This window comes from Paraburkholderia diazotrophica (assembly GCF_900108945.1).
Classification (GTDB): domain Bacteria; phylum Pseudomonadota; class Gammaproteobacteria; order Burkholderiales; family Burkholderiaceae; genus Paraburkholderia; species Paraburkholderia diazotrophica.
On the sequence record NZ_FNYE01000041.1, the window covers coordinates 18,101 to 40,994 of the forward strand.

The 22,894-nt window shown below is 59.9% G+C and carries 13 protein-coding genes and 1 pseudogene; 11 read left to right on the forward strand and 3 right to left on the reverse strand.

The genetic code is table 11. The annotated features are described in order from the left end of the window. The first annotated feature begins 87 nt into the window (after positions 1 to 87). From BMW76_RS33105 to BMW76_RS33135, 6 genes are all read left to right on the forward strand, one after another. Positions 88 to 2,484: a phosphoketolase family protein gene (locus BMW76_RS33105; protein WP_090872942.1), complete on the forward strand. Its 2,397-nt coding sequence runs from the start codon at positions 88 to 90 to the stop codon at positions 2,482 to 2,484. 30 nt (positions 2,485 to 2,514) lie between these two features. Further along, a complete protein-coding gene (locus BMW76_RS33110) occupies positions 2,515 to 5,013 on the forward strand; it encodes a glycogen/starch/alpha-glucan phosphorylase (protein WP_090872944.1) in 2,499 nt (832 codons plus the stop codon). Then, positions 5,000 to 7,093, forward strand: a complete 2,094-nt coding sequence (glgX, locus tag BMW76_RS33115) for a glycogen debranching protein GlgX (RefSeq protein WP_090872946.1) — start codon at positions 5,000 to 5,002, stop codon at positions 7,091 to 7,093. The genes BMW76_RS33110 and glgX overlap by 14 nt, the downstream gene beginning before the upstream one ends. A gap of 319 nt (positions 7,094 to 7,412) precedes the next feature. Beyond that, entirely contained in the window at positions 7,413 to 7,682 is a 270-nt protein-coding gene (locus BMW76_RS33120) for a hypothetical protein (RefSeq protein ID WP_090873016.1), read from the forward strand. 340 nt (positions 7,683 to 8,022) lie between these two features. Next, the gene (locus BMW76_RS33130; protein ID WP_090872950.1) at positions 8,023 to 9,423 is read left to right on the forward strand and encodes a DUF3300 domain-containing protein; all 1,401 of its coding nucleotides are present in this window, start codon (positions 8,023 to 8,025) and stop codon (positions 9,421 to 9,423) included. A 10-nt stretch (positions 9,424 to 9,433) separates the two neighbouring features. Next, positions 9,434 to 10,363, forward strand: a complete 930-nt coding sequence (locus BMW76_RS33135; protein WP_090872952.1) for a DUF2950 domain-containing protein — start codon at positions 9,434 to 9,436, stop codon at positions 10,361 to 10,363. 235 nt (positions 10,364 to 10,598) lie between these two features. On the opposite strand, the gene BMW76_RS33140 is transcribed toward BMW76_RS33135, so the two are convergent. Beyond that, positions 10,599 to 12,185 carry an aspartate-alanine antiporter-like transporter gene (locus BMW76_RS33140; protein ID WP_090872954.1) on the reverse strand — a complete coding sequence of 529 codons (1,587 nt, stop codon included), beginning with the start codon at positions 12,183 to 12,185 and terminating at the stop codon, positions 10,599 to 10,601. Between the two features lie 2,438 nt (positions 12,186 to 14,623). On the opposite strand from BMW76_RS33140, the gene BMW76_RS42885 reads away from it, so the two are divergent. Further along, on the forward strand, positions 14,624 to 14,806 hold the full coding sequence (locus tag BMW76_RS42885; RefSeq protein ID WP_407669054.1) for a polyphosphate kinase 2 family protein: 183 nt from the start codon (positions 14,624 to 14,626) through the stop codon (positions 14,804 to 14,806). A gap of 217 nt (positions 14,807 to 15,023) precedes the next feature. Then, positions 15,024 to 16,202 (forward strand): monovalent cation:proton antiporter-2 (CPA2) family protein, encoded by a 1,179-nt coding sequence (locus tag BMW76_RS33160; RefSeq protein WP_090872956.1) that lies wholly within the window; start codon positions 15,024 to 15,026, stop codon positions 16,200 to 16,202. Positions 16,203 to 16,888: 686 nt separating this feature from the next. Here BMW76_RS33160 and BMW76_RS33165 read toward each other — a convergent pair. Next, positions 16,889 to 17,170, reverse strand: a pseudogene (locus tag BMW76_RS33165) (ATP-binding protein); the annotation flags it as partial. Positions 17,171 to 17,574: 404 nt separating this feature from the next. On the opposite strand from BMW76_RS33165, the gene BMW76_RS33170 reads away from it, so the two are divergent. Then, positions 17,575 to 17,946, forward strand: coding sequence for a hypothetical protein (locus tag BMW76_RS33170; RefSeq protein WP_090872959.1), 372 nt, complete (start codon positions 17,575 to 17,577; stop codon positions 17,944 to 17,946). A 550-nt stretch (positions 17,947 to 18,496) separates the two neighbouring features. On the opposite strand, the gene BMW76_RS40655 is transcribed toward BMW76_RS33170, so the two are convergent. Beyond that, positions 18,497 to 18,742 carry a hypothetical protein gene (locus BMW76_RS40655; protein ID WP_143062384.1) on the reverse strand — a complete coding sequence of 82 codons (246 nt, stop codon included), beginning with the start codon at positions 18,740 to 18,742 and terminating at the stop codon, positions 18,497 to 18,499. Between the two features lie 1,205 nt (positions 18,743 to 19,947). On the opposite strand from BMW76_RS40655, the gene BMW76_RS33180 reads away from it, so the two are divergent. Next, on the forward strand, positions 19,948 to 20,844 hold the full coding sequence (locus BMW76_RS33180) for a hypothetical protein (RefSeq protein ID WP_090872962.1): 897 nt from the start codon (positions 19,948 to 19,950) through the stop codon (positions 20,842 to 20,844). A 303-nt stretch (positions 20,845 to 21,147) separates the two neighbouring features. Further along, complete coding sequence (locus BMW76_RS33190; RefSeq protein ID WP_143062385.1) at positions 21,148 to 22,287, forward strand: response regulator receiver protein; 1,140 nt, start codon at positions 21,148 to 21,150, stop codon at positions 22,285 to 22,287. The last annotated feature ends 607 nt before the right edge of the window (positions 22,288 to 22,894 follow it).

Sequence of the window (22,894 nt, forward strand, 5' to 3'; positions counted from 1 at the left end):
ACGGATGTAGCGAGACCGTCCACTGGCGCGACGCGGCCCGGCAGATTCACTGAAGCGCCAGCACAGCCACCCGAAGGAGAGGTCGACATGGACAAGCACTCCTCGTCAGACGCTTCGCAGCAAACTCCCCTGAGTTCCGACGAACTTCGGCTGATCGATGCCTGGTGGCGGGCATGCAACTACCTGTCCGTCGGCATGATCTATCTGATCGACAATCCGCTGCTGCGCGAACCGCTGAAGGCCGAGCACGTGAAGCAGCGCCTTCTCGGGCACTGGGGCGCGAGCCCGGCGCTGTCGTTCGTGTGGGCGCATTTGAACCGCGTCATCAAGCGCGACGATCTCAATGTCATCTTCATGGCGGGCCCAGGGCATGGTGCGCCCGGCGTGCTCGGCCCTGCGTATCTGGAAGGCACTTACTCGGAGGTGTATCCCGACAAGAGCGAAGATGTAGAAGGCATGCAGAAGTTCTTCAAGCAGTTTTCATTTCCCGGGCATATCGGCTCGCATGTGACGCCGGAGACGCCCGGCTCGATTCACGAAGGCGGCGAACTGGGCTACAGCCTGTCGCATGCGTACGGTGCCGCGCTCGATAATCCCGACCTGATCGTGACCTGCGTCGTCGGTGACGGCGAAGCGGAGACGGGACCGCTCGCCACCGCGTGGCATTCGAACAAGTTCGTCAATCCGGCGCGCGACGGCACCGTGCTGCCGATTCTCAACCTGAACGGCTACAAGATCGCCAACCCGACGGTGCTCTCGCGTATCAGTCACGATGAACTCGAGGCGCTGTTCGTCGGCTATGGATACACGCCATATTTCGTCGAAGGGTCGGACCATATCGAGATGCATCAGAAGATGGCGAGCACGCTCGATGCGATCTTCGCCGAGATCCGCGCAATTCACGAGAAGGCGCGCGCGGGCGGCGATGTCGAGCGGCCGCGCTGGCCGATGATCGTGCTGCGCACGCCCAAGGGCTGGACAGGCCCCAAGACGATCCGTGGCCACAAGGTCGAAGGCTCGTGGCGCTCGCATCAGGTGCCGTTCGCAGACGTACGCGGCAACCCTGCTAACCTGGAATTGCTGGAAAGCTGGTTGCGCAGCTACAAGGCCGAAGAACTGTTCGACGCCGACGGGCGGCTGATTCCCGAACTGAAAGCGCTCGCCCCCGAAGGGCCGCGCCGCCTCAGCGCCAATCCGCATGCCAACGGCGGCATGCTGCGCAGGGAGTTGAAGCTGCCCGATTTCCGCGACTATGCGGTGGACGTGACACAGGCGGGTAAGGTGCTGCAGGAGAACACCAGGCCGCTCGGGGAATTTTTGCGCGACACGATGCGCGAGAACATGCGCACCTTCCGCGTGTTCGGCCCGGACGAAACGGCGTCCAACCGGCTTCAGTCGATCTACGAGGTCAGCAAGAAGGTCTGGATGGCCGACATGCTGCCGGAGGACGAAGACGGCGGAGAACTGGCGCGCGACGGCCGGGTGATGGAGATACTGTCCGAACACACGCTGATGGGCTGGCTCGAAGGCTATCTGCTTTCGGGGCGGCATGGTTTCTTCCACACTTATGAAGCGTTCGCGCATGTGATCGATTCGATGTTCAACCAGCACGCGAAGTGGCTCGACATCTGCAAGAACCACGTGCCGTGGCGCGCGTCGGTGTCGTCGCAAAACATCCTGCTGTCGTCGACGGTGTGGCGGCAGGATCACAACGGCTTCTCGCATCAGGACCCGGGCTTCATCGATCTCGTCACCAACAAGAGCCCGTCGGTGACGCGCGTCTATCTTCCGCCCGACGCGAACACGCTGCTTGCAGTAGCCGACGAATGTCTGCGCTCGACCGACTGCATCAACGTGATCGTCGCAGACAAGCAGAAGCACCTGCAATTCACCACCATCGACGAGGCCATCGTGCACTGCGCGAAGGGGCTTGGTGTGTGGCGGCGCGCGAGCAACGACGAAGGCGAGGAGCCGGATGTCGTGATGGCCTCATGCGGCGACGTCGCGACCCAGGAGGCGCTCGCGGCTACGGCCATCCTGCGTGAGCGGCTGCCCGAACTCAGGCTGCGCTTCGTGAACGTCGTCGATCTCTTCAGAATGCAGCCCGCCAGCGAACATCCGCATGGCTCAACCGAGCGCGAATTCGACAGCCTCTTCACGGTGGACAAGCCGGTGATCTTCAACTTCCACGGCTACCCGTGGCTGATTCACAAGCTCGCCTATCGGTTCCGCAATCACGAGCATCTGCACGTACGCGGCTACAAGGAGAAGGGCAACATCAACACGCCGCTCGAACTGGCGATACTGAATCAGGTCGACCGCTTCAATCTGGTGATCGATGTGCTCGACCGCGTGCCGCGTTTGCAAGGGCGGACCGCGCATCTCAGGGAAGACATGAAGAACGCAATCATCAGCAACCTGAACTACGCGCACACGCATGGCATCGACCGCGCGGAGATCACCGACTGGGTATGGCCGGATTGAACGCCGGCCCGATAACTGGAGGGGTACACCATGGCCGCCGACACAATCGACAGCGCAACGCGCAACGGCGATCTCGCGCGTAGCGGGCTGAATGCCGATGCGCTGCGGCGCGGCGTGCTCGACAATCTCACCTGTTTGCAGGCCCGCTCGCCAGCCATCGCCACGCCGCACGACTGGTACATGGCGCTCGCCTACAGTGTCCGCGATCGCATGCTGGCGCGCTGGGAGGCGACGATCCAGACCTATGTCGCGAGCGAGCTGCGGGTCGCGTGCTACCTCTCCGCCGAGTTCCTGATCGGGCCGCAGCTCGGCAACAATCTCGTCAACCTGGGCATCGAAGCCAACGCACGAGCCGCGATGCAGGCGCTCGGCCAGGACCTGGACGCGCTGCTCGCGATCGAAGAAGAGCCGGGGCTCGGCAACGGCGGGCTCGGGCGGCTCGCCGCCTGCTATCTGGATTCGCTGGCGACGCTCGAAATACCGTCCGTCGGCTACGGCATCCGCTACGAGTTCGGCATCTTCGACCAGCAGATCCGCGACGGCTGCCAGGTGGAAGTCACCGACAAGTGGCTGCAAAAGGGCAACCCCTGGGAAATCGTACGCCCGAACGTCGCCTACTACGTCGCCTTCGGCGGACAGACGCAATGCGCGACCGATGCGGAAGGCCGTCTTCGCGTGCAGTGGACGCCCGCGCGTATGGTCAAGGGCGTTGCCTGCGATACGCCGATGCTCGGCTATCGGGTCAACACCTGCAACACGCTGCGTCTGTGGAAGAGCGAAGCCGTCGAGTCGTTTGACCTTCAGGATTTCAACGCAGGCGACTACTACGAAGCCGTGCAGGAAAAGGTGATTTCGGAAACGCTGTCGAAGGTGCTCTATCCGAACGACGAGCCCGAGGCGGGGAAGCGGCTGCGTCTCGCGCAGCAGTACTTCTTCGTCTCCTGCTCGCTACAGGACATGCTGCGCCTGCTCGATCTGAAGGGCGAACCGATCGCACGCTTCGCGGACATGTTCACGGTGCAGTTGAATGACACGCATCCGTCCATCGCCGTCGCGGAGCTGATGCGCCTGCTCGTCGACGTGCGGCTGCTGCCCTGGGATGAGGCATGGGAGATCACCCGCAATGCGCTCTCCTACACGAACCATACGCTGCTGCCCGAAGCGCTCGAGACCTGGGGGCTGCCGCTCTTTCGCAGCCTGCTGCCGCGCCCGCTCGAAATCATCTACGAGATCAACCGGCGATTTCTCGAGGAAATCCGGCAACGCTATCCCGGCGATGACGCGTCCGTGGCGAGAATGTCGATGATCGACGAGACGGGCGACAAGAAATTGCGCATGGCGCATTTGTCGACGGTTGGCTGTCGTGCGGTGAACGGCGTGGCGGAACTGCATTCCGCGCTGCTCAAGGAGACCGTGCTGCGCGACTTCGCGCAACTGTGGCCCGAGCGCTTTCATAACGTGACCAACGGCGTGACGCCGCGCCGTTTCATGCTGCTGAGTAATCCAGGGCTTGCGCGACTGCTCGATGAGACCGTGGGCGATGGATGGGTCACGGATCTCACGCGTCTTCGGAAACTCGATGCCTATGCCGACGACCCGGCGTTCCTCGAAAAATGGCGTGCCGTCAAGCGTGCGAACAAGCAGCTTCTGAGCGAGCGCATTCGCGATGTGACGAATATCGTCGTGAATCCCGATGCGCTGTTCGATATCCAGGTCAAGCGTATCCACGAGTACAAGCGGCAGCATCTGAACGCGCTTTACATCATCACGCTTTACCAGCGCCTGCGCCGCAATGCGGATCAGGGCGCTGCGCCGCGCTGCTTTATTTTCGGCGGAAAGGCGGCGCCGGGCTATGCGATGGCGAAGCTGATGATCCGGCTGATTACGGGCATCGCTGAAGTCGTGAACAACGATCCGGCAATGGAAGGCAGGTTGAAGGTCGTGTTCTTCCCTGACTTCAATGTGAAGAATGCGCAGTTCATCTATCCGGCCGCCGATCTGTCGGAGCAGATTTCAACGGCCGGCAAGGAAGCGTCCGGCACCGGCAACATGAAGTTCATGATGAACGGCGCCATCACGATTGGAACGCTGGACGGCGCGAATGTCGAGATCCGTGAAGAAGCGGGCGATGAAAACTTCTTCCTGTTTGGCCTGACTGCCGAGCAGGTGGAGCATGTGACGCATGATGGCTACCGTCCTGCGCAATACGCCGACAACAACGCGGAATTGCGCGAGACACTCAACCTGATCGCGGACGGATATTTTTCGCGCGGCGACAAGCAGGTGTTCCGGCCGCTCGTCGAGAATCTGCTGCAATCCGATCCGTTCCTCGTACTTGCCGACTATACCGACTACGTGACGTGTCAGGAGCGCGTGAGCGCAGCGTGGCAAGACCCGGCGCGCTGGACTCGCATGTCGGTTCTGAATACGGCGCGCTCCGGGAAATTCTCTTCGGATCGCGCGATAAGCGAGTACTGCGAGCGCATCTGGAAGATCTCTCCCGTGAGAATCGACCTTGACAGAAGCTGATGCCGAACCGGTCCAGCGTTATGTCGTACGCGCCGGATCACGTTTTCCGCCAGGCGCGACCGTGGTGCCGGAAGGTGTCAACTTTTGCATCTTCTGCCGGCATGCGACGCACGTCGAACTGTTGCTGTATGAAGCGCCGGATAGCGTGGCGCCGTTCCAGGTCGTCGTGCTGACGTCCGAGCACAATCGCTCGTTCTTCTATTGGCACGTACTCGTCGAGAATCTGGCTCCGCACGTCTTCTACACGTGGCGAGTGAACGGGCCGCGTGATACTCAAAACACTGGGCGTGTGTTCGACGCGCGCCGCGAACTGCTTGATCCGTTCGCGCATGCGGTAAGCGACATGCTCTGGGACCGGCGCAAGACCATCGAATTGGCGGACGCCGCGAACACGGCTTACCGCGCGATCGTCGTCGAATCCACGGCTGCGCCACGCTTGCCGGTTGCGTGTGGCCTCGATCACGCGATCATTTACGAACTTCATGTCGGCGGCTTTACACGCGATCCATCGAGCGGCGTTCGGCATCCCGGCACATTCGACGGACTGATCGAAAAGATTCCGTATTTTCAGCAACTCGGCGTGACGCACGTCGAACTGCTGCCCGTGATGGCGTTCGACGAACAGGATGTGCCCGCCGCAGTCGCCGCGCGCGGTCTCGTCAACTACTGGGGCTACAGCACGCATAGTTTTTACAGCCCGCATCCGCGCTATTGTGTCGATCCGGCAAACGCCGTGAACGAATTTCGCGCGATGACGGACGCCATGCACGCCGCGGGAATTCAGGTGCTGCTCGACGTGGTCTTCAATCACACGGCGGAAGCGGGCGAGTTGGGACCCGTCATCAACTTCAAGGGGTTCGCCAACGACATCTTCTATCAGCACGATCCCCGCGACGCACGCCGCTATCTCGACTACACGGGCTGTGGGAACACGGTGAACTGCAATCATCCGCTCGTGACGGCGTTCATCGTGCATTGCCTCGAATACTGGGTCGAAGAAATGGGCGTCGATGGCTTCAGGTTCGATCTAGCGAGCGTCTTCGCGCGAGACCGGCATGGCGAACTGATGACCGATCCGCCACTTCCATGGGCGATCGAATCGTCGCGCATCCTGTCGCGCGTGCCGCTGATCGCGGAAGCGTGGGATGCCGCTGGCCTCTATCACGTCGGGGCGTTTCCGGGCATGGCGTGGGCGGAATGGAATGGACGTTACCGCGATGTGATTCGCCGCTTCGTGCGCGGCGACGCCGGGATCATCGGCGCGGTGGCAACCTGTATCGCAGGAAGTGCGGACCTTTACGCGGACGACGGCAGATTGCCGGGCAATAGCGTGAACTTCGTCACCTGTCACGACGGCTTTACGCTACACGACCTTGTCAGCTACAACGGCAAGCACAACGAGGCCAATGGTGAAGAAAACCGTGACGGCTCAAACGACAATCTGTCATGGAACTGCGGCACGGAAGGCGAAACGGATGACGCGGGAATCGTTCAACTGCGCGGCCGTCAGGCCCGCAATCTGATGGCCATACTTTTCTTGAGCCAGGGCGTGCCGATGATGCTCGCGGGCGACGAAGTACTCCGTAGCCAGCACGGCAACAACAATGGCTATTGCCAGGACAACGCGCTTTCGTGGTTCGACTGGCGTCGGGTCGAATCCGCATCGGGGATGCTGCGGTTCATGCGCGAACTGATCGCGCTGCGCAAGCGTCACGCGAGTCTGCGCCGGCGGCGCTTTCTGACGGGGCGACCCGTGCAAGGCCACGCGCACCCGGACATCGCATGGCACGGCGAACGGCTGCATGAGCCCGAGTGGCAGAATTCACGAGCGCGGCTTCTCGCATTTACTCTGGGCGGTGAAGATCCTGGAGAGGCGCTCCTTCATGTGGTCCTGAACATGGACGATTCGGCATGTCATGTCGCGCTTCCCACTGTCCTCGACGGGAGACGCTGGCACCGGATCGTCGATACCGCGCAGGGTAGCCCGCATGACATTGTTGCGGCGCCACGCGCGGCAGCGACTGAACTGGATCACTGTTTGATACAGCCGCGCACGGTCGTCGTGCTGGAAGCGGACTGAATTCCAATTCCACGTAAGCGAAAAGGCGCGCTTCAGTCGTGCAGCGCGAATTTCGTTTTCGCGCGGCTCGTTTCGTAGGTCCGCGTTTAGTTCCGGGTGAGATCGGTCACTCGCGATCGCTGAACTGCGAACGGTCGACGCGCTCTATATCCCCGACGTTCACGAAGGGCTTTCCGCGCGCTCTAATAAGCATCCCGTGGCCGCCAACCAGTCATTGGACCAAAGTCCAATACCACATCCATTTCAACGCGTATAGGCTGGAAGCGGTCGGTTTCTTACCGATAGACAGACAATGCAGGCACAACATCGGGAGTTCGCCATGAAACACACGACCGCAGTCTTGATGGCCGCTACGCTAGGACTGGCGTCCCTTGGCGTTGGAGCGCAGAACAATTCAGGAGCCGGCACATCGGCGGGCGCTGAACATCCGGACGAGATAGTGAGGATGCACCAGCAGGTTGCTGCGGCGAATCGAGAATACGACCGTGAAGTCGCGGCGGCAAAAAAGGTGTATGACCACAAGAAAGCGGAAGCGAAGAAGAAGCGCGATGCTGCGGTGTCAGTCGCTCACCACGGTGCGGGCCAGTAAGACATATTCCGCAATTGTGTGGGTGGTCCCGTAGGTCTTCCTGCGTTTCGAGACTCGACGTGAAACATGATTTCGAGGGATTCGAGCAGGCTGCGTTCTGGCTCCATGTCATTGTTGCTTTCGTTTTGCTGATGGTCGTTATTGGCGATAAGGAGCGCACGACTGGAGATAGGTTCAGAGTCGGATGGGAGACACTCGCGATTGAGTTTACCCCGGACTCTTTGCTTCCCGAGTCGTCGCCCGGACCATCCGGGCAGCCAGGCACGCAGGCACTAGCGACTTCTATGACAGGCAGGAACGCCTCGTTGTCCTCGACAGGAACCTGCCGGGCGGAGGGGCCATGATCAACTGGAAGGCCCGATGGGCTAGAGCCCACTTGTTATGGCTGGTTCTGCCGACCGCCATCCCCTCGTGTGCAGATCACGTTCCGGCGAGCCCCCCGCCATCAGGCCCCGCGTCATTGAGCACCGCGCCAACCAGCCCGGCGCAATCGGGCCCGGCATCATTGAACACCGCGTCATCAGGCCCGGCGCAATCAGGCCCCGCACCATCAGGCCCGGTGGCGCCGGGCCCAGCGCCATTCAAGCCAGAGGAGATCGAAGCCCTGGTCGCGCCGATCGCGCTTTACCCTGACTCCGTGCTGGCGCAGGTATTGATGGCGTCGACCTATCCGCTGGAGATCGTGCACGCGGCGCGTTGGGTGAAAGCGAATCCGAAGGTGAAGGGCGATGCCGCCGTGAAGGCGGTAGAGAACCAGCCGTGGGACACGAGTGTGAAATCGCTGGTGGCGTTTCCGCAGATACTTGAGCCGATGAATGACAAGATCGACTGGACCCAGAAGCTCGGCGACGCCTTTCTTGCGCAGCAAAAGGACGTCTTCGCCGCCGTGCAGCGCTTGCGGGCACACGCGAAGGAGTCGGGCAACCTCAAGTCGAACGAACAGCAGAACGTGATCGTCGAACGGGCACCTGCTGGCGGCGGGCAGACCATCGTGAAGATCGAGCCCGCGAACCCGCAGGTGATCTATGTGCCCGCCTATGATCCAACCGTCGTGTATGGCGCGTGGAGCTATCCTGCCTATCCGCCTTACTACTGGCCGCCGTATCCCGCCTATTATCCTGGCTACTATCCCGGTGCGGCCCTCGCGACAGGCTTTGCCTTTGGCATTGGCATAGCTGCCGCCGGCGCAATCTTCAGCGACTGCAACTCGTGTTGGGGCGGAGGCGACGTCAACATCAACGTCGACAAGGCCGCCAACATCAACCGCAACTTCGATCGCAGCAAGGTCCAGGGGCAAGGCGGTCGATGGCAGCATGATGCGAGCCATCGCCAGGGCGTCGCCTACCGCGACAATGCAACCCGCGACAAATTCGCCGGGCAGTCGCCGCGTGCCGGCACGCGTGACCAGTATCGCGGCCGAAGCGACGCGGGTAACCGTCCCGGCACCAATGACCGGGCAGGGGCAGGCAATCGCGCAGCGACGGCAGACCGTTCTGCTGGCGCGAACCGGGGCGCGTCGAATCGCGCGGGAGCTGACGTGAATCGTGTGAGCAGCGGCGATCGCAGGGGCGGTTACAGCGGCGGACGCGACAACGCTTTCAACGGCGTGGGCACGAGCGGCCGCACCGCACAACGCAACTTCGACAGGGGTAGCTCGAGCATGCGGGGTTCAGGGGTTAACCGGCCCTCTGGTGGCGCAGGCATGCGCGGCGGCGGTGGATTCCGCGGTGGCAGGCGTTAAGGAGCGAAACATGGAATTCCATTCAAGCGTCGTCCAGCAATGGCTGACGCCCACACTCGCGAACCTTGCGGCCGTCGCCGTCCTGTCGGTCGCAACGACAACAGCAGTGCATGCGCAAAATAACTTCGGCTCGCCAGAGGCAGCGATGAACGCCTTTGGAGACGCCGTCGTGAAAGATCGCGAGGATACGTTGCGCAAGATCTTTGGCAACGACTTCCGTGATCTGATACCACCTGTTGGTGGCGAGCTGCGGGATACGTTTGTCGCGGAATGGGCAAGGTCTCACACGATCGGGCCGACGGTTAAAGGACGCGCGCACATCATCGTGGGCGACAACGGCTGGACGTTTCCGGTTCCACTCGTCAAGACCAAGCAGGGATGGCACTTTGACACGCACGCCGGCGCGGAAGAAATGCGATTGCGGCGCATCGGACGCAATGAACTGGCTGTCATTCAGACAATGCTCGCGATCTACGACGCGCAGCGCGAGTATGCACAAACCAATCACGATGGCGAGGGCGTCCTTGCCTATGCGTCAAGGATGGTGAGTTCGCCCGGCAAACACGACGGTCTGTACTGGCCCACCGAACCGGACGGGACCCCGAGTCCGCTCGGCGACGCGTTCGTTGATGCAAGTTCGCGCAATGCGAAGAATGCCGGCTACTACGGGTACCACTACAAGCTGCTCGAGTCACAAGGACCGCACGCGCCTGGTGGTGCCTATGACTACGTCGTGCGAGGCAAGCTGTTCGGCGGATTTGCCGTCATCGCCTGGCCCGTCAAATACGGAGACACGGGGATCAAGAGTTTCATGGTGAGTCACGCGGGGCAGGTCTATCAACGAGACCTCGGACCGGACAGTGCCGCCAAAGCGGAGACCACGAAGTCGTTTGACCCGGGTCCGGGCTGGAGAAAGGTGCCTGATGCCGATGTTCAGTAACGCGCTGCGTTCTCTTCCACGCAGGCTACACGATACACATGACGCGGCTCTTTTTTGATGAGCCGTTAGGGTTCGGTCTCTTTCCGCGGCAGGTGACGCAGCGTATGCGCACGTACGTTTGCAGCGTCCCGACCTCAGGGTCAAGGTAGACGGACTGCACCACTGCACCGCGTCGTCGCAGCAGACGATCCGAATGCGAGTTCGAATCGAGTATCTCCTCTGGTACGGGCGATCGTTACGAGAGGGAAATCGCGAACTGCACGAAGAGCACTTTCACGATGGTCATGGACGGGAAGATCATCGCGTACATTACGTCCGGGCGATCCGTAGGTGCGATGCGGTTAGCGAACGCCAGGATGGCCGGGTTGCCTGTCGCGCCACAGATGACGCCGACCGCTGCATCGAACGGGAGTTTGAAGACCCATATCGAGAATACGGCGGTGACGAGCACAAGCATCAGCAAGACGAGAACCCCGAACAGCAGCAACAGGGGCCCAGTTGTACCAACCGTGTCGACGAATTTCGGTCCGCATGAAATGCCGACCTGTGCAAGAAATATGGTCAGTCCGAGATTGCGCAGAACCAGGTTCGCCGACAACGGCATGACCCACACGAATGGGCCGCTGCGCCGCGCCTTACCGAGGCAGAGCGCGAGTATCAGCAGCGCGGCGAGACCCAAAGTAAAGCCGCCCGTGCCGGGCAGCGGCAGGGCGACGGCGCCTGCCAGCAGGCCGGCTGCAGCGCCGATCCCGAGGCTGACAAAGCTCAGATCCGCCGTGCCTTTGATCGAGTCACCAAAGAACGCGCGAATGATGGGCATATGCGCGCGATTTACGAGCACGCCAACGCGGTCGCCCGTCTCCAGCACAATTTCGGGGCTGGGCAGAAGGTCTACGTCGCCACGTCGCACGTGAGCGACTGAGCATGTGACTCCTTCGGGAAAGCGCAATTCACGCAGGGGCCTGCCAACCACACGCGGACTCGACGCGAACACACGCATGTAATCGAGATCTTCTCGATGGCTCGCTATTCTGCCGGGTTGCAACTGACCGCAAAGTTCCGCGGTCTTGCGCAACAGTTCCGGATCGGTCGCTGTGGCAAGCAAAACGTCGTCCTGCAACAACACCAGGTCCGCGGCTGGTAACTGGTTGTGATGCTTGCGGCGCACAGCGGCAATGGCGACACCTTGCGGAAGGCGAGCGGTCAGTTCGGACAGTTTAAGCCCAATGAAATCGGCATTCGCCAGCGCGATCTCGGCCATATCGATGATCTTTGCGTTTGGTGTGTCGATTTTTGGCTTTAAAGCTACCTTCAGTAGGAGAAGAAACAGAATCGGTCCGGCCACGCCGATAGGATAAGTGACGCTGTACGCCACGGCTGCATCGTTGTTCTTAAGCGTCGCAATTGCCGCCTGAAGGCTGGCTGTACTTGTACCGGTCCCGGCAAACATGCCGAGCGCATCTGCGAGCCGGAAGCTTGCGAGCGGGACGAGACACCACCCGCCGATACCGGCTGCGAGTACGCCCAGACAGGCCGCCAGATTCGCCTTGATGCCGTCCGGGCTCGACAGGCCCTTAAAAAACTGTGCGCCATACTGGATACCAATTCCGTAGAGGAAAAGCAAAAGTCCGAGCGTACCTAGCAGGGCCGGTGGGGACGATTTGGGCGCAAAGGCGCCAATGGCGAGACCGACGAACAGGACCGCTCCGGATCCGAGGCAGACGCCCTTGATGTTCACTTCCCCGACGATGTAGCCGAGTGCCACGGTTAGGAAGAGTGTGAACAATGGCTGAGCTTCGAGAAACAGCTTTACTGCATTCATGCGGGTTCACCGTTTGTGCCGGCAAATAGCGTGCATTTTCAAGCCTCCATGCAATACCGATTGCCCGGCGCAATCGAATTTTGCTGGGAGGCGATAGCGACAATGCACGCGGCAGTTTGTACGCGTAGCGATGTCTGGGGTTGTGCAACACACGCTGGCTCGCTAGCCTGCGCCATGATGCCCGGCTTCAACGGCGGCATTGCGCCGTTGACGAGTGTGGTATGTCACTCGGAATGTAGCTAGAGTAGGATGCCGTGCAGGAAAATTGTATTGGACCTTGGTCTAATCCGTCGGCGGCGAGGGCATGTCGCAGCACCGCTGGTCGTCGTCGTGCGGATACCTGGCACGACGCGGAAATCTGCGGCTATCGAAGCTGGCGCCGGATATCGATTCAGGCAGCCCACGGCCCAAGGCATGGAAAGCAGCAGTAGAAACGCTGTATCCTTCATCTGGCCTGCTGCCCATCAACGTTGGAACAGATGTTTAACTTTGTTCTGGCGTTTCGTTTTAGGTGCCGATAAGCTGACGAACTGAGGGCGCGCGATGAACGCATATCCGATCGATCCCTACGCAAGCCGTCACCGAGGTTGACGGCAGTGGTATCAGTTCGCTTGGTCCCATATAAGGCTGCTCGATTGCTATGTCGTCGAGAGCTAGGGGCTGGTCAACAGCGGCGGCGATTGTCTGTACGTCATGGAATCAGGCGATGACGGGCGACAAGGCGACGCTGGCAGCAGGCCGGCATCAATGTGAGCGCCTCGCGGTCTGTCAAGCTGGGAGTGAATCAATGGAAAAAATGTACTCGTACAAAGGCTTTGAGATCACCGTGCGGCTTGAGTCTGTGCGGGCTCTGTCAAGCGAATTCACCTATGGGCCACCAGTGGGGTACATTGCAGTAGTGAGTATCTATACAGCGGACCCGAGGAGACCAGTAGGCGTACCGATTGGGCTCGTCACAGAAGGAAACCGCGTCTTCGGCACGGTGGACGAGGCCTTGACGGCAGGATTTAACGCCGCACAGCGCGTGATAGACGACCGAGTTGCCCCTTGACCCGGCGACAAGGTTGCATCCAGTCAGGCGAGCCGACCAGCGTTGCTTAAGTCAGTACAACGCAGACATCGATAAAAGCCCGGAAAGCATGTCATCGCCGGGCTCGGCTTTGCTCTGGGTTGTCCCTGCGATAGATAGGTACGTACACGCCCGCGCCGATTCCGAACGTAAGATAGATGTCGAGTTCGCATGGGTCGTACAAGAATTTTGTAGATCCGATTCCGTGCTGATTCGTCAGAATGGCTCGTAAATGGCGTCCATGAATCGGTGGTCGGGTAACCGTGATAACGCGCGCTCTACTGCGAACGCAAGAGGACAGGGATTACGGACCTCGTCTTCTTTACGACTGAAGAGGAAGCGAAGTCGACCGTCCGTCGCTGGCCCGGCAGTACGCGTTCACGCACCGCGCCGGAAAGCTGCCGTTGAAGACTCCGACGTCCGCTCTGTCGAACGTTAACGGAACCGGTGCTCTCGACCAGTAAGGTGACGTACGGACGCGCACTTACCCGGACATTGCCAGGTCGCCACCGCATTCAGAAGCAGACGTTGAATGGTTCGGGCGCGGAAGAGCGCGTGGGATCGCCGGAAGCATTTGCATGCTGGAGCATGTAGGTGATGAACGCGCATGTGACTGGCGTCAAAAAGCGGCGACGAGATAGAAGAGCACTACCTGTGCCATCGATCCATCAAGACGGTAGCCGGGCAGGAATGTGCTTCAACGTGGGCCGGCTCCTGTGGTATGACGCTGCCGCACAGGGCACAAAGTTCTGCGTCACTAATGGCAGCTGGATACAATCAACGATGGACTGGCAACGAGCAGGCCTGCGTCATACTCTTCTTCAAACCCGTCCGCTCCCCGGTCTGTGAGGGTAAGCCAGACATGCACCTGCGGGTGCGACGCCGGAAGCCGTCAATGAGTGCCGTCATCACCTGGGGCGACAGGGAATCCGTCGCCAGAATACGCAGTACGCCGGTTGCCTCCCTTTCCTCGGTCGACACTGAGGCATCGAGACGGTAGAGTTCCTCGAGTATTGCCCGACAGCCGTCGATATAGTGCTTGCCTGCTTCCGTCAGGAGACTGTGCGTGCCGTGCGATTCATGAGCCAGTGTCAATCGAAAAGAAAGGGTAGTCAGGCACGCACACGCGAGTAAACAATCGGGCACGATCACCTGCGAGGCAGCGTTCTGTGCCATTGCGCGTTGTATAGGACCAAAGTCCAATACCGTCCCGGACACGCGGTCACTAGACTGGATACGGTCGCAATGGCAGCGCCAACTTTTCGATCGAACTTGTGAAGCCTCCGGAATGGACCGTGCAAACCGGTGCGAAGGTCTACGTGGTCTTCGAAGGGTGCGATGGAACAGATAAGGCGGAACGATCAAGGCGATTACGGAACGTGTCAGGCCCGGGGTATCTCGCGTCGTTGCGCTATTGGCAGCGACCGATCGCGTAAAACTCCAGATGCACATGCAGCGCTATTCCGGCGGCACGGAGATCGTCCCCCTCGATAGGAACTGGTACACCGGCGCAGGGGCCGAGCGGCTCATAGGCTTTTGTACTGAGGCGTAGGTGCATACGCTTTTGAAAGCCGTTCCTCTTATGGAGCGGCTGGCCGGTCCGATATCGTTGACGAGAAATTCTAGACGCAACTGTCGTCCCCAAAGAGGGAACAGCCAGATCTCAAGATCCCATGTTTCGACCGGTGTGGGTCGTCTTTCGGGCGAGCGGTTTCTTTCCCGCCTGCGAGGCACCGTCAGAAGTCTCCGAAAAGTCACGGAATTAGTACATGGCAAAGTTGCTGATCGACGTGGTCATCTTTCTTGCAGCGGCGCTGATCGCCGTGCCAATAGCAGTGCGCCTCGGCTTTGGGGCAGTACTGGGTTATCTGGTAGCAGGCGTGATGATCGGCCCGTGGGCACTGAAGCTGGTGACCGACATCGACGCGATTCTCCATTTCTCCGAGTTGGGCATCGTGTTGATGATGTTCGTGATCGGACTCGAAATGAGGGTTGATGCGCTATGGGCGATGCGCCGCACGATCTTTGGCTATGGCACGATGCAGATGACAGTCTGTGCCTCGGCGCTGTTAGGGGTTTTCATCCTGTTAGGATTGCCTTGGCGTATTGCATTGACGGGCGGGCTCGCGCTCTCGCTGTCATCGACGGCAATTGTGATGTCCGAACTTCAGGAGCACAAATTGATGGACATGCCGACTGGCCGTGCAGGGTTCGGAATTCTCCTGTTCCAGGACATGGCAGCCATTCCGCTGATTGCGCTTCTGCCGTTGCTTGGACCGGCGGTGCCCACGCCCGCTGCTGAACCAGGTTGGCTGATCGCCCTGAAAGCGCTCGTCATGCTTGGCGCGGTGACGCTGGTCGGCCGCTACCTGTTAAACGTTGTGTTGCGCGTGATTACCAGCATTGGCGTATTGGAGATTTTCACTGCCTTTGCGCTGCTGTGGATTGTCGGCATCGCATTACTCATGGAGAGCGTGCATTTGTCAATGTCGTTGGGCGCCTTTGTCGCAGGTGTCCTTCTGGCAGATTCGGATTATCGTCATCAGGTGGAAATCGACATGGCGCCCTTCAAGGGCCTGTTGCTCGGTCTGTTCTTCATTGCCGTGGGAATGTCGATCGATTTCGGCGTGTTGATACGCGAGCCCGTACGTGTCGCAGTACTGGTCGTGGCACTGGTCGGTATCAAGACGGTCGCGCAGTGGTTTCTTGCTAACAGATTTGGTGTACCGGCTTCGCAACGCACCTACTTTGCCATTCTCCTGTCTCAAGGCGGCGAGTTCGCCTTTGTGGTAATGGCCGCTTCACTGGCTGCACGTGTCATCGATCAGCGTCAGTCGTCACTCGTCACGCTGGTAGTTGCACTGTCGATGGTCGCAACGCCCTTGCTGTTGCTCATGCACCGGCGACTTCTGCGGCCGTTTGCCCGCCGCGGGCTCGGGGAAGGCTAGCAGGTGAACTGTTGAGCCTGGACGGATGGCGCCGCCGTATGTCCTTGGGGGAACTGTAGGCAGAAAATCGCGAATGGCACACTTCACGCACAGGTTAACGGTTATGCAACGCTACTGTCATCAAGCGCTTTCTCAACTGTGTCGCTGCGCGTCAATACTCGCGCTCGCGCCCATTGGATCGCGGCCTGCTCTGCCTCCCGTTTCGTCGCACAGTTCACCAATGTCGCGAACACGGTCTTCGGGACTTTAGTCAGCTTTAGCCAGTCTTCCCTTCGCGAGATGCGGGCCCATGCTGTCCATCCGTCGTCTGGTACGTGATCCGTGATTCACTCGATCAAATAATCACCTGAGGCAGCCATGTATCTATTCAAATCGGGCAGCGCTCCCAGACGGTGTAGCAGCCGGAGTCGCTGACGGACGGAACCGCGAAACCTGCCGCCCGGCGTCGCCGGAAATCTTCGCGTAAGACGCGCTGTATGTCGGCCAGATAATGGGCGCCGATGACTTCGCGCTGGTCGTCGAGCAGTTCTAAAACAGCGAGCGCCTGCTCGGGCGACCGGTACTCGGGAACGCATGGGCCCGCATCTCGCGAAGGGAAGACTGGCTAAAGCTGACTAAAGTCCCGAAGGCCGTGTTCGCGACATTGGTGAACTGTCCGACGAAACGGGAGGCAGAGCACATCAACGAAGCTCGAACAGGAGATCGGCATGGCGATTCAAGTACGAGCGGTAGCCAATCTCGTCGATTACAAGGACGTCGGGCGCAGCATAGCTACGCAGGCGCCGGCGCAGCGTCGAATCGCTATCGAGCGCGGCGAGTTCGCCGAGCATACTGCCGGCGTCGATCGTGAACAGCCGTGTGTGTCCATGGATCAGCGCCTGGTGTGCGACGTTCTTCGCTAGCGTCGATTTGCCCACGCCATTTGGGCCGACGAACACGGCGTTGGCTGCTTCCCTCGTGAACCCGAGTTATGGGTGCCGCAGTTTAGAGGATATGTGCGGTCTGAAGAATACCGTTTTCGGGCGCTAATCTAGCGCGAAGCTGCACGGCGTCGAAGGCGGCGACACCATCTGCCTGATGCCCACCGCCTTTCCCTGCCAGACCTCGAAGCCGGAATCGACGCGAGGACGCCAGTCGACCCTCAGTCTTTCCGCGCGAGGAACAGGCGGCTCCAGGTCTCGCCCGAGGAATCAGTCACGTCAGGCGAGTAACCGTCGCTGCGCTCTGGCCCATCAATTGCGTATCGTGAGTGTAATTGGCGAGCTGCGATGTCGAGCATAGCGCGATCAGGCTGAGCGTTACCGTCATCTGCGATAGACATCACGATTGATCGCCGCGTTTCTCGACCAGCCTCACCGCGTAGGAGGTATTTATGGAGCCGCTCCGAACGCTCATAACTGTAATCGTGCTGCTCGCCGTTACGGCACTGGGCGGCCTCGTCATGGCCGGCATGCGTTTCGCGGGCAAGGACTATCCGCCGGCGTGGTTGGCAATGCTGCACGGGGCCTTGGCGGCAGCAGCCGTCACTTTGCTGATTTATGCGGCGTTAACAATCGGGTTGCCCGGTCTCGCGATGGCGGCCATTGTCCTGTTCATAGTGGCCGGTGGTGGCGGCGTCGTGATGAATCTCGCCTACCACTGGAACAAGCGCGCACTCCCGAAGAGCATCGTTGTCCTGCATGCGCTGGCCGCCGTTGTCGGTTTCATCCTGCTGATCGTCGCGGCCTGGTCATCGCGCGGTTGACCGGCGCTTCTTTGGCGCTCCTGGGCGTCGCCGCCCGCAAATAATCGAGCTCCAGGCGGACGCGGCTGCGACGCTTGCAGCAGTGCACGTCCGACCTCTTGAAAATGACGACGCCGGACAGCCTCCAGACTTCATCAGAAATCCGACGTATCGGACGCAAAGACTGCTTGCGCTTTATGGGACGACGGACCCTTCCGTCCTTGACGCAGATCCCAGGAACGTTTTCGATAGAGACTTCGGGAAATCCCGGTAACGAATGCGGGGAAGAGAGGTTTGCGAAGGTAGCGTGGAGACACCGAGATGATTACCCGCTGATTTCACAATGGCATCCAGAAGACTTCTTTGAGGGAAACGACGAGGGGCTGCTCACAGCGCAGTAAGTGCGTCATTGCATGACGACAAGGCATGAGCCGCGTTTGACAGGCGTGGTCCGAAGCGGTCGGCACTGCACTTGATCGAATCGGATGTATCGGCCAGCGCGTTCGCGGCTGCCGCGATTGCGCGCCCCTTCCGCGCGACTTTTTCCTGGTTTTCATCATGGCACATGCACTCATAGTGAACGACGATCGCGATGCTCGCGGTGCTCATCGTTAAGATCGTCGACGGCCGACACCAGGCTGCGAGTACCACCAGGCTGGCCCGGTCCCGCAGTCGCCGCCGACGTTGGATGCACCGTCTCGGACACGATGACATCGAGGTCGCTCAGCAGACCGAGTATCTTTTCCCTGTTTAGCTGGGCATGGTCGTAAGGAATTGTCACGCTGCCCGTGGCGCGATTCACAGTGACGGCGCCCACACCTGCATGTTCCTCAAGCCGCTGTTTGACTGATCGAGTAGTGTTGTATTCCGGAACGGGCGATCGACCTTGATGCGGACGCGCCCACGGATCGAACTCGCCACCCTCGCACGAGGGCGGTGAGTGTTAGCTGACTGTTCCATCGCGACCGCTCTGCTGGTTGGGTACCAACCAGGTTTAGGTCGAAGATCGTCGATATTCGACTTCGTCTTCACGGACCCTGATGTCGGACCGCGTGCATTGCTATCGCGGGCATTGGCAGTGGCACCACAGGACGATGGTTACATCAATACATGCGGCGTGGAAAAGATGCGTACGTTTTCGGACAGCCTGTTTGCCGAGGTCTCGTTTACTACGGTGTCAGAAACGGGATATACGGTTTGGCCATACAGTGATCGGACATATGCGACGTTGCTGCGTGCTCCCGGTTTCGTGAGAATTGAACTCAAGAAGGCGACGCCTGCTTCACGCTGTGGCGAATTTCAGTCCCGCTTGCAAACCGTTAAAAGGGAGTCTTTCTCACGTTGCGACTGATCGTTTGCGGTCGTTTCCGGCTGTGTGCACGCGTTTCGCGCGCTGAAGCCCGGAACTCGCCGTAGTCCCGGGACGCCGAAAGGGCTGGCAAAGTACGGCATACAAGGTCTCGCCTGACTGGGGAGACTTTCATGCAGAAAACAGATTGTCCGGTCCTAAGTCAGGTTCACACTTCAGTCGTTCACCAGATCCGATCTTCGTTGAACAGGCTGATGCTTTTTCTGGTTTTTCGATTGGTCCGCTACCGTGTTATGTGGGCGCCCGGCGGTTGCCGGTGTCATGGCGCTCTCAATGCTTCGGACGATGCGGCCCGGAGTCGTTGCGACAATCGGGATAAGTAACTCTGGGCTTTTGCGAACAGGGCACGCCGCCTGGATTCATCGTCAGTTCGCGACAGAGAAACAGCCATCGCGCCGGCGCTCGCGAGGGCCGGCTTTTCAAGGTTCATCGTATGTCGCCAAGTCATCCATGCACGCGCGGCGGCGCAAAAAGCCATCCGGAACCCGGTCCAATCCAGTCGTCAAACGCTACCGCTTCGTGGTTCGCCTCAGCCCTGAAGACCTGTCAAAAGCCGCCATCTTTTGTCCGACGATGTTCGTGACAGAAGTCTATAAACATTCACACAACGCGATCGGCTGGAGCAAAGCAACTATAACCGGTAGGAGAGCGTGATGACGGACATAGGTCAAGACCTCGCGGCATTCGTCCCGGCACTCACCAGGGCATGGCGATCAGCGGCCATCGTCACAACGATTGCAGTCGCCCTCACCGGGTGTGGAGGCGGCGGCACCGATGGCGCAGCCGGCACGACAGTCGTCGACAGAGCCGTCATCGATTCCGCCGATACCACCGTCAACAGGTCCGCCATACAGGCGGAGTCTGCGAGTCATGTAGTCGTCCCGCGCCATGCACGCTTCGAGGGAAAAACCTACCGTCAGTGGGTGGTCTCGTTCTGGCAGTGGGTGAACCTGATCGACAACGGCCCCTTTTTTCCAAATCCGCTAATCAGCTGTACACGTCCTATCTCGGCCGGCCAAAGCGGTAACGTCTGGTACTGGGCCACGCCCAGTTCTTACTTTCACGCGCTCAGCGCGCCCAATACGCCGCAGGTTTGCGACCAGTCTGCGAACGTCATTCCGGCAGGCACGTCCCTCTTGCTGGCGACGCTGGATACCTTTTCTTCGACACTGCTGCCCCCCGGTACCTACACGCCAACCACGGTGGCGGGCGAACGGGTCATTGCCGACCGCTTCGCTGACCGGGTTCAGGATCTGTTCGTCACTATCGATAACGTCCCGGTCACCAACATTACGGCGTATCGCGTCGCTACAGACCGGTTCGCATTTACGGCAGCGTTGCGCTGGGTCTTTGGATTGCCGGAACATATTTACGGAACCGGCACGGCGGCAGCTGACGGGTACTACCTGCTTCTAAAGCCGCTGCCAACAGGCTCACACACGATTCACTATGGCGGCAGGTTCCACTATCTGCCGGGAGACTTCGGGCCTGGCGCGGTGCCGCCGGATTACGTCGTCGACATCACGCTCCTGATTACGGTTGGGCCTTAGAGGGGCGGCAACGTGTTTGCGCTGGAGCCCCTGCACGGGTATGCCCCTCCGGACGAAACCGAACGTGTCCTCGCAGGCGTTGATCGCATATGGGCGCCTCGAAGTGATGGGATGGTTCGCCGGCGCCGCGCCTGCCTCCCTCCACTGCGTGATTGCCGCCGGCCGAAGGCGCACCTACATGCTTTTACAGACGGCTGGCTGTCTCGTCGGCGAGCGCGCTATCGTCCGTGCGCGGTACGTCGACGGAGCGTCTTCGTATTGTGCGACAGCGTCGCAGTTCTTCAGAGCTGGCGGAGGTATTGCGTGAACAAGCCTATGCCGTACCCCTCATCGCGGCCCTCACAATCGAGCGTGTCGCAATCTCCGAAATCGGAGATCGACATTGTGCCGTGTGCGCTGGTCTTCCTGACCGGATGCGGCATGGGAAGCCCGAACCTGCGCAACTGCGGCCGGTTCAGTTATCTTTCACAGGCTGTGACGCTCAATCGAAGCCTGTTGGCAGCGGGCCTGCCGCGACTGACCATCGCGACCAACGACGTAGAGGAAGTGCTGGGCTTTCTGTCAAGTCTTGACGCTGAGCTGCGACCCGCCGTTTTCCCCATCACGCCGTCACTGGAGGTGCCCGAAGGAGTCGCGTTCCATAGTGCGCACTTCAAACTTGACCTGCTCGAACAGATCTCGTTGACATTGGCCGACAACGAACTTTTGTTTTTGCTCGATACAGACGTCATCGCCCAGCATGGCCTCGACTTGAATCTGCTTCGGCGGTGCCAAGTGGCTGGCGCCGGGGCTTTTGATATTTCCGATCAGGAGTTTTTTGCGTATGGGGCTGCACGGGTTATTGCAGACCTCGAACTGGTTGCCGGGAGAACGCTACGCAACCCGCGGTGGTATGGCGGGGAGTTCCTGATTGCCTCCAGGGCCTTTATCAATCAGCTGATCCCTGTCGCGCGCGAGTGTTTCGAACACTATCGCGCGGTAACTGGTGAACTGAATCACCACGGCGACGAGGCGTTCATCTCGGCAGCATTGAATATGCTGTCAGACCGGGGGCAAACGGTTATAGACGTCGGTGCCTATCGCGCAGTCGGGCGACACTGGTCAGGAAACACGCATCGCGATCTTCGATGGTTTAGACACTGCGCCTTTTTGCACCTGCCTGACTGCAAGTCGCTGCTTGGCCGGGACGCATCTTCCCGGACGTTCAGCGGCGCACGGCTATGGCGATGGCTTTTCGTCAAACACGAGATGCACCGGTTCGTGTGGATGTTCAGGCTTTACGCGAAAGGGCGCAAAAGAGGCCATAGTACCGTCTCAGCAAAGTCACCAGATTCACATTACGGGTTCTTGACGGGACAAGCGATTTCATACGCTAAGGAAAAGCGTCGAGGTCCATGCGTCCCGCGGGAAGCTGGTTCGCGCTCTAAAGCCTCGCCGCAGTGAAGTTCCGGGGCGACGGGGTTCTGCTTGTCTCGCACGGTTCATAAGTCGGTGATCTCGGCTGCCCGTGCCTGTTTCCGCCGCCAGCGGGCGCGGCTTTACGATATCAACCCTCAGGGCGATGAAACGTTCGTTTCCGGAACATGCTTGCTTCGACATTCATGCAGACCGTCTGATAGGAACACACTGATCAAGCATCCATCGTGATATGCGCCGGTTCAACGGGTGCGCCTTGCTGCATGTCCCCGCTGCAAGGCTCTCTCACGAGGTAAACCGGCGAACGTTCAGCGCTGTACGAGCATGGCGAAGGATCGCACTGAGACAGAACACACTATGGGGTCACGGGTTCCAACACGATACTGGTATTGACGGTGTTTGGGAGGTTCCCGCGGTGTCGGCCTTCGGCACCGATGCTGGATCGCGGCGCATACTGACGAATGCAGATATCCGCATTGCGATTTGGCCGGGATGGCAGCCGGTTCTGGCGGTATCGGACATTTCCCCGTCAGAACCGATTTGACAGGCCAGGCGCCTGGACGCCCGGCCTCTTTTGTCCGACGTCGCCTCACTCACGCAGCGTTCCCAGAACGGCGCTCATCGTCTGTCGAGA